The sequence below is a fragment of the Methanobrevibacter sp. genome, assembly GCF_045220775.1.
GTDB lineage: Archaea > Methanobacteriota > Methanobacteria > Methanobacteriales > Methanobacteriaceae > Methanocatella.
The window spans coordinates 1-8,529 of the sequence record NZ_JBGUWC010000174.1; the positions used below are offsets into that span (position 1 = coordinate 1).

The following is an 8,529-nucleotide window of genomic DNA, read 5'->3' on the forward strand; positions in this document are numbered from 1 at the left end:
GCTGAATCACTTATTGAATCATTTGAATAGACACCATCTGAATCAGGTATAAATTCAATATTTACAAACTGATCAGCATGAATTTCATTAAACTGATCAATTACAGGTACAATATTAAGTTGGAAAAGATTTAAATTGAAAATATTAGTATCCACATCAGCTATAAGAAGCATTATTAAATTGAAATCCTTATCTTTAGTCATAGTTGGAGGAGCAACATTTAAAACAGGAACAGGTTTTTGAGATTTGTGATTATCACTAAATACAATATTGTTTGCTATTTGAGTAGTAAGTCCACCATCTTTAGAACTAACTGAAACTCCTTCCTGACCATTAGTTACTAATATGTTTATTGTGTCGCCTTTTTTAAATGCGACTGATTGCGGAGGTTGATTTTCAACAGGTACGATTTTCGAATTTTTAGTATTTTTCAAATAATTAATCATTGAATCATTGTTTTTGAATGTGTGAATAGTGACACCATATTTACTGTCCTTATACACACCATCCCCGGTTTTAACAAAATTAGAATCTGAAGGCACTGAAATCTTAATACCATCAAATACTTCTTGTTTCATTGACTGGTCGCTGCTTAAAACATTTGCACCGACCAAACCTACGGAAATGATACCAACGATTACAATAAGAAATAAGACATGAGTATCAATTTTCATTAACTTTCACCTAAATTATATTATGTATATAACTTATGTTTTTTATGATATAAATACTAAAAAAAATAAATAGAATATTAACGAAAAAATATGCAAATCAAAGGTGTTATGTAATATGGTTAAATGTCCAAAATGCGGAAATGAAGCTCATGACAATCCATATTGTGCTAAATGTGGTACTAAAATCGAAAAGGAGCTAATTTGTCCCGAGTGCAATCAAAAACTTGATGAGTCAAGTGCATTTTGTCCAAACTGTGGCACAAAACTTGAAGATTCAGGTGAAGAAGAAAATAAAGACAACGAAAATGAAGCTTCACAAGAAAAAACTGAAGATAAAGATGAAACTTCCCCAAAAGAAGAGGAAACTGATAAAAAAGATACCGAAGATGACAAAGAAGAAAGCAAAGACGAAGCTTCACAAGAAGATGAATCTGATAAAAAAGATACTGAAGATGAAAAGGAAGAGCCTGAAGAAGAAATTAAAGAAACCACATCAAATACAGATGATGGTGAAAAAGAGTATTGCCCATTTTGCCATACTGAAATTGATGATGAAACCGATTTCTGTCCGGAATGCGGAAAATCAGTAAATATAGACAAGCAGTCAATGAGCGGAATAAAAAATACAATAAACTTCAAAAACCTAATAGTATGTTCCATAATTTCCATCATACTTTCAGTATTTATTTCATTAATCTTTTGTTACATATTCGCAGGCATGCATGGAGATTACTATCCGATAGGATTCATAATAAGCTTGATTATAACCATAGGAATATTCGGATCATTTAAAGATATAATAAATGGCGGATTACTTGGAATTGTTACAGGACTTGTATTGGGATTATTAAGCAATTACATTGTTGAGCTTTCAAGCGGGTTCACCTTCAGTTACGAAATGCTCTTCGGATACTCCGCTGTAATATTCACAATATTCGGACTGATAATGGGAATAATTGCAGTAAAAATCCTAAGAAAACCAGTGAAAAAACTTATCGATGTCGATAAAATATTATAAATAGCTAAATTTAGCTATTTTTCAAATTTTTTTTGATCTAATTTTTTAACTACTTTTGCAGGAACGCCAACGGCAACCTCATAGTCACCAACATCTTTTGTAACGATGGCTCCGGCTCCCACAATGGCATATTCACCAATTGTCACACCAGGAAGAATACTTGCACCGGCACCAATCCATGCTCCTTTTTTGATATGTATCGGCTTGCAAAGCAAAACCTGTCTGTCATATTCATCATGATTATTTGAGAGCAATTGAACATTTGCCGCAAGCATTACATCATCTTCAATGGTAATTCCGCCACGAGCCATTGCAAGACAGTTGGAATTGATGAAAACATTGTTTCCAATCTTCAGTCTATCCAAGGCCGCACCGGACAAAGGCGCCTGAACCATTGAGTTTTCACCAATGTTATCACCAAAAAGCTCCTTTAATACTTCTCCATATTCAGGAGTCATTGGCATTGTATGATTAAGCCGAAAAAGAATTTCATTCATTTTAAAGGCTTCTTGCAGTTCCTCTTCAGAAAGATTATCCATATCTACTCGTTCAAAATCCATCAAATCACCATATACAATATATATTACATCCAATATTTAATAATTATCATTATATCCTATTTCCAATATAAAGCTACGATTCAAGTTAAATAATGATTTTTCTATGAAATAGATAAGTATTTAATATATTAAAAACATAAAATCCGATATTAATAAAATAAAAACTTTTAAGTTGGTTATAAATCAATTTTTCAAGAAAACAGCAATATTTCACTGATAAAGCAATGGAGGCAAAATATGGAGAAAAAATCATATCACGATTTTGAACTAATTTCAAGCGAAAAGGAAATTAATAATTTCATATCCCACAATGAGAATACACTGAAAATCCTTAAGGAATTAAAACCGCTATTGAAAAAACATTTTCCCAATTGTAATTATTCATTAGAGCTTTGTGAAAAATTAGGTTGGACAACAGAAACAAAATTACTATTAAATATAGAAGTTAGTGAAAAAATGTTTTTTAATGGAATGTTAAAGCATTTTAATGAAATTTACAAAGAAATAGAACCATTAATTGAAAATATTGAAAATACAGTTGTGCTGTTCCCAGTAATAAAAAACAAAGAATTTGAAAAGATGGATAACAATTCCGCAATAAATCTAATTGCACGAACAGCATACTTCAACAATTACAATGATGGAATAATTCAACGGGAAGTGAGTTTTAGAGAAATCCCTAAATCCCAACAGGAAAAGGAAATAATTGAATATTGCAAAACTCATGAAAATCCAAATATTTCAGACATTGTCTATGACCTGCAATTGCAGCTTTTTGATGTGGATGACATATTAACAGAACTGGAAGAAAAAGGAATTGAAATGAATGTTAAATATTAGGTGATTAGATGGGGACTTATGTTAAAAAAGGAGATAAAATTAAAGGAGAAAGGATACAATGTGAAGCAAGGAAAATTAGCAATCCTGTTCCCATTCCAAAAAGTGGCCGTCACAAAACGCAACAAATAGTTATACGAAACAATGCAGAATGTGTGATTAAAAAAGAATCAAAACATAATAAATAAAAAGAAAGTTTATAAGGACATTACTTATAAACTTATTTCAATCTTGTTTTGAATGAATTTGCATGTGCAAAGAATCCTTCATATTCAGCAATCGGGACTGAAGTTTTTGATAATTCCTTAAGGCCTTCTTTTGTTAATCTTTGAACAGTCGGTTTTTTGATGAAAGCCTCTGTTGAAAGACCGGAATACATTTTGGCTCCTCCTCCGGTAGGCAAAACATGGTTTGTTCCGGATCCATAATCACCTGCCGCAACCGGTGAGTAAGCACCTAAAAATATTGAACCAGCGTTATTAATGTGTGATAATGTCTCGTCATCGTCTTTAGTGGATATGATTAAGTGTTCTGGAGCGTATTCATTTGTAACATAAATAGCCTCATCCATTGTGTTTGTGATAATGATTTTTCCGCTTTTGGACAATGACTCTTCAATAATTTCGCGCCTTGGAGCTATTTGGGTTAATTGATTAACAAATTCATCTGTTTTACTTGCCAAATCTTTGCTATCAGTTACCAAGAAACATGAAGCGTTTGGGTCATGTTCTGCCTGTGCCAAAATATCAGTTGCTAAAAATTCAGGATTTGCACTATCATCAGCCAATATCAACACTTCTGATGGACCTGCAGGAAACTCGATATCTACTTGACCATATACCAATTTCTTTGCTGCAGTAACGAATATATTACCTGGACCTACAATTTTTTCTACTCGAGGTATTGATTCGGTACCATATGCAAGTCCTGCAATTGCCTGAGCACCACCAACTTTGTAAATCTCATCAGCACCTGCGATGTCAGCTGCAACCAGAATTGCATCTAAAATTTTTCCATCTTTTTGAGGCGGGGTCACACAGACCACTTTTTTTACGCCAGCAATTTTTGCAGGAATTACAGTCATTAATATTGATGAAGGGTAAGCCGCACGACCACCAGGAATATAACATCCAGCAGAGTTAATCGGCCTTACAATTTGACCTGCAACTATACCAGGATTTACTTCCAATTCCCATTCAGATGGAATTTGTTTTTTATGAAATTTTTCAATATTTGATGCAGCTTGTTTCAGTGCAACAAGTAATGAATCATCTAAAGTATCATAAGCCTCTTCAATTTCATCTTTGGATACTTTCAAATTTTCTATTGTAACCCCATCAAACTTCTCGGTATATTCACGAATAGCATCATCCTTATTTAATTTAACGTTGTTTAAAATATCAGAAACTATGTCCAGTACCTTGTTTACATCTTCTTCTGATCTTTTGATTGTTTCAGTTAAATCTATTTCAGAATAATTTAGTATTTCCATTTTAACACTACCTCATAATAGCGCCTGTATCTGCTGAGTGAACTAATTTTTGATATATTGCTAACCACCCATCAACATCACTTTCTGGGTGTTCAATAGATTTTAATCTTTCTTCAATTTCTGCATCGGAAAGTTCAACATTAATGATTCTATTGTTAATGTCAATTTCAATTATATCACCGTTTTGTATTGCGGCAATTGGTCCGTCTTCTCTTGCTTCTGGAGATACATGCCCTATGCAAGGCCCTCTTGTTCCACCGGAGAATCTTCCATCAGTTATTAATCCGACATCCTTGATGTTCATTCCAGCAAGGGCAGATGTTGGATTTAACATTTCACGCATTCCAGGACCTCCTTTAGGACCTTCATATCTGATTACGACAATATCTCCCTCTTCAATTTCATGGTCAAATATAGCCTTGGTTACATCTTCTTCAGAATTATAAACTTTTGCAGGACCTTTAAGATGCATTAAATGGTCTGCTACAGCACCTTTTTTAACTACACTACCATTTGGAGCCAAATTACCTTTCAAAATAGCAATTCCACCATCTTCATGTACCGGACTGTCCAATGTATGAATGACATCAGTGTTTTTGTTTTCAACAGTTTCCAGGTTTTCTTTAATTGTTTTTCCGGTTACTGTCAATTGACTGGTATCGATTTTATCCCCCAAAGTTTTTAAAACAGCCTGAATACCACCGGCCAGGTGCAAGTCCATCATTGAATCTTCACCGGCAGGAGATATAAGTGTAATATGCGGAACTTCTCTTGATATTTTATCGAACAATTCCAAATCAACATCTATGCCATCAACTTCACTGGCAATGGCTGGAATATGTAATGCGGTATTGGATGATCCTCCCAAAGCCATGTCAACAGCGATGGCATTATTGAATGCCCCTTGTGTTAAAATATCTGATGGCCTGATATCGTCTTCAACAAGCTTTAAGATTTGTTTTCCAGATTCAAATGCAATCTGATTGTTTTCATCTGTTCTTGCATGGGTTGTAGCACAGGTCGGAAGGGACAAACCAAATGTTTCTGTAATACATGCCATGGTATTTGCAGTAAATAGACCGGAGCAGCTTCCAGCTCCAGGACAGGCACATTTTTCAAGTTCTTTGACTTCTTCTTCAGACATTTTACCGGCAGAATAAGCACCAACAGCTTCAAATACAGTAATCAAATCTGCAGGTTTTCCATTATATTCACCGGATGCCATCGGCCCGCCGGTAACTACAATTGAAGGTACATTTACTCTCGCAGCACCCATAATCATTCCAGGAACTACCTTATCACAGCTTGGAATCAATACAAGCCCATCAAATGCATGGCCTTTGGTCATGGACTCAACGGTTGCAGCAATTATTTCACGTGAAGGGAGGGAATATTTCATACCTTCATGATTCATACTGATTCCGTCACATACTGCCATGGTGTCAAATTCGAATGGAATACCTCCGGCAGCGATAATTCCTTCTTTTACAAACTCGACCAATTCCCTTAAATGGATATGACCTGGAACAATGTCTGTAAAACTGTTAGCAATTCCGATGAATGGCTTTTTAAAATCGTCATCATCTAAACCGCAAGCTCTTAAAAGAGATCTGTGTGGAGCTCTTTGAATTCCTTTTTTAACATTATCACTTATCATTTAATCACACAATTTAATTTAATCATTAATATTTATCTCGTTCATGACTTTTATAATATTGTAAATGAAAAAAATGTTGAATATGATTTGTGATATGTAGATTAATCATTTGAATTAATAATATGAGAATGAGAACTACAATAATTATGAAAAAACCCATTATTAAAACAATGGAATTGTAGTAAAACTATGAAATTTTTAAACGTGCATATCATTAAACATGCATTAATGTTTTCATCAAAAAATAAAAAAGTATGGGAAAATTAATTTCCCATTGTGTTTCTAATCTTTTCTTCTTAAAGTTACACCTGCAATTGTAAGGAGCGCTAAAAGAACCATTACGATTGGGTTACCTGTAGCATGCATGGTTGCAGGAGTTTTTGGAGTTGGAGTTTTCGGAGTTTTCGGAGGATTATCCGGAGTTGGTTTGTCTTTAACAATGACAATAGCCTTATCCTTATTGTTGTCCTTGTCAGGATCAGGAGTATCACTTACAACTTCAGCAGTGTTGATGACAGTTCCTGCGCTTAATGCTTTAGCTACGATAGTTAAAACAACTTCATCTCCGACTTCCATATCACCGATAGTCCAAAGGTCATATAATGGATCGAATGAACCTTTAGTAGCTCTTGATGAAATGTATTCCACATCACCTACAGTTACATCTTTTACGCGAACATTCTTAGCAACATCAGGACCGTAATTGGTTACGGTAATAGTCCAAATGATTTTATCTCCAACTTTAACCTTTTCAACATTAGCCACTTTGATGATTCCCAAATCAGCCATTGGTTTTGCTTTAGGTTTGGTAACGTCATAGTCTTTGTTATTGGATTTGTTAGGGTCGTAAGTGGAACCGGTTGCGGTTGCAACATTTCTGATTGTACCGCTTGAAGCTGTTACTCTTGTAGTAAGCACTAAAGTCGCAGCTTCTTTGTCATCTAATGTTCCGACAGTCCAAATTCCATCTTCATAAGCACCTTTGCTTCCTTTAGCGGATAACAATTTCAATCCAGCAGGCAATTTATCTTCTACGATGACATCCTCAGCTGCATCAGGACCTAAATTGATTACAGTAATAGTCCAAGTAATAACGTCTCCAACTGTAGGTTTTGGATTGGATACTGTTTTGATTACTTTTAAATCAGCTTCAGGATCTACATTGGTAGTGTCATTGTCCCTGTTGTTGTCTGTATTGTTATCCGGAGTATTGGACTCAACTACAGCAACATTGGTAATTTCAGCGTTTGTAATGTCAACAATAGTGGTAATCCTTAAAATCACATATTCCCCATTAGCCAAATCGCCAACAGTCCAAACACCGGTATCTGGGTTATAGTTACCGTCGGCTTCTTTGAATATTAATCCAGCAGGTAACCTATCAGTTACAATTACATTTTTAGCATCACTAGGACCGTGGTTTATAACAGTAATAACCCAAGTAATGATGTCTCCTTTGTGTGGATTTTCTCCAATTACAACTTTGATAACTTCTAAATCCGCAATATCTTCAACAACTGTAGTATTGTTTGTATCATTTTTCTTGTCACCAGGAGTATCACTGGTTACGTTTGCAACATTGACAATAGTCTTGTTGGTAATGTTTGCAATAGTGGAAATAGCTAATTGTTTAGATTCACCGTTAGCCAAATCACCAACAATCCAAAGACCGGAAACAGGGTCATAATTACCTTCACCACTGTGAGTTACATAAACAAGACCAGCAGGCAACTTATCAGTAACTCTAGTATTAACAGCTGTGTCAGGACCATTGTTGGTTACAGTAATAGTCCAGATTACAGTTTCACCAGTTTTGACGATTTGTTTTGAAACTTCTTTAACGACAATTAAGTCTGCTTTAGGGTCAACTTCAGTAGTATTGTTACCAGGAGTATTATTACCAGGAGTATCGGAAGTAGCATTAGCTACATTTCTGATAGTTGCATTGGTAATATTTACTTGAGTAGTAATTACTAATTTTGCAGAAGCGCCATTAGCCAAATCACCAACAATCCAAAGACCGGAAACTGGGTCATACTTGCCATCGGAAGTAATGAATATTAATCCAGCAGGCAACTTATCAGTAACCCTGGTATTAACAGCAGCATCAGGACCATTATTAGTCACAGTAATAGTCCAAGTAATAACCTCACCAGTCGCAACAGTCTGTTTTGAAACCTCTTTAACAATAACCAAATCAGCCTTAGGTTCTACTTCAGTAGAGTTGTTAACAGGAGGAGTATCATTACCAGGAGTATCGGAAGTAACGTTAGCAACATTCACAATAGTAG

The 8,529-nt window shown here is 35.0% G+C and carries 7 protein-coding genes and 1 pseudogene; 3 read left to right on the plus strand and 5 right to left on the minus strand.

What is annotated here, in order from left to right:
- Window positions 1-674: pseudogene (locus tag ACJROP_RS11695) on the minus strand (hypothetical protein); the annotation flags it as partial.
- A 115-nt stretch (window positions 675-789) separates the two neighbouring features.
- Between ACJROP_RS11695 and ACJROP_RS11700 the strand changes: the two are divergent.
- Window positions 790-1,692, plus strand: coding sequence for a zinc-ribbon domain-containing protein (locus ACJROP_RS11700; RefSeq protein ID WP_406535644.1), 903 nt, complete (start codon window positions 790-792; stop codon window positions 1,690-1,692).
- Between the two features lie 14 nt (window positions 1,693-1,706).
- On the opposite strand, the gene ACJROP_RS11705 is transcribed toward ACJROP_RS11700, so the two are convergent.
- The gene (locus ACJROP_RS11705) at window positions 1,707-2,252 is read right to left on the minus strand and encodes an acyltransferase (RefSeq protein ID WP_405271633.1); all 546 of its coding nucleotides are present in this window, start codon (window positions 2,250-2,252) and stop codon (window positions 1,707-1,709) included.
- Window positions 2,253-2,489: 237 nt separating this feature from the next.
- On the opposite strand from ACJROP_RS11705, the gene ACJROP_RS11710 reads away from it, so the two are divergent.
- Both ACJROP_RS11710 and ACJROP_RS11715 read left to right on the plus strand, forming a co-directional pair.
- Entirely contained in the window at window positions 2,490-3,092 is a 603-nt protein-coding gene (locus ACJROP_RS11710) for a hypothetical protein (protein ID WP_292608903.1), read from the plus strand.
- Window positions 3,093-3,100: 8 nt separating this feature from the next.
- Window positions 3,101-3,277, plus strand: coding sequence for a hypothetical protein (locus ACJROP_RS11715; RefSeq protein WP_292608907.1), 177 nt, complete (start codon window positions 3,101-3,103; stop codon window positions 3,275-3,277).
- A gap of 32 nt (window positions 3,278-3,309) precedes the next feature.
- On the opposite strand, the gene hisD is transcribed toward ACJROP_RS11715, so the two are convergent.
- The 3 genes from hisD to ACJROP_RS11730 form a co-directional block, all read right to left on the minus strand.
- A complete protein-coding gene (gene hisD, locus ACJROP_RS11720; protein ID WP_406535645.1) occupies window positions 3,310-4,581 on the minus strand; it encodes a histidinol dehydrogenase in 1,272 nt (423 codons plus the stop codon).
- A 7-nt stretch (window positions 4,582-4,588) separates the two neighbouring features.
- Window positions 4,589-6,238, minus strand: coding sequence for a dihydroxy-acid dehydratase (gene ilvD, locus ACJROP_RS11725; RefSeq protein ID WP_406535646.1), 1,650 nt, complete (start codon window positions 6,236-6,238; stop codon window positions 4,589-4,591).
- A gap of 282 nt (window positions 6,239-6,520) precedes the next feature.
- Window positions 6,521-8,529, minus strand: a 2,009-nt coding sequence (locus tag ACJROP_RS11730) for a DUF11 domain-containing protein (RefSeq protein ID WP_406535647.1), incomplete at its 5' end; no start/stop codon positions are given.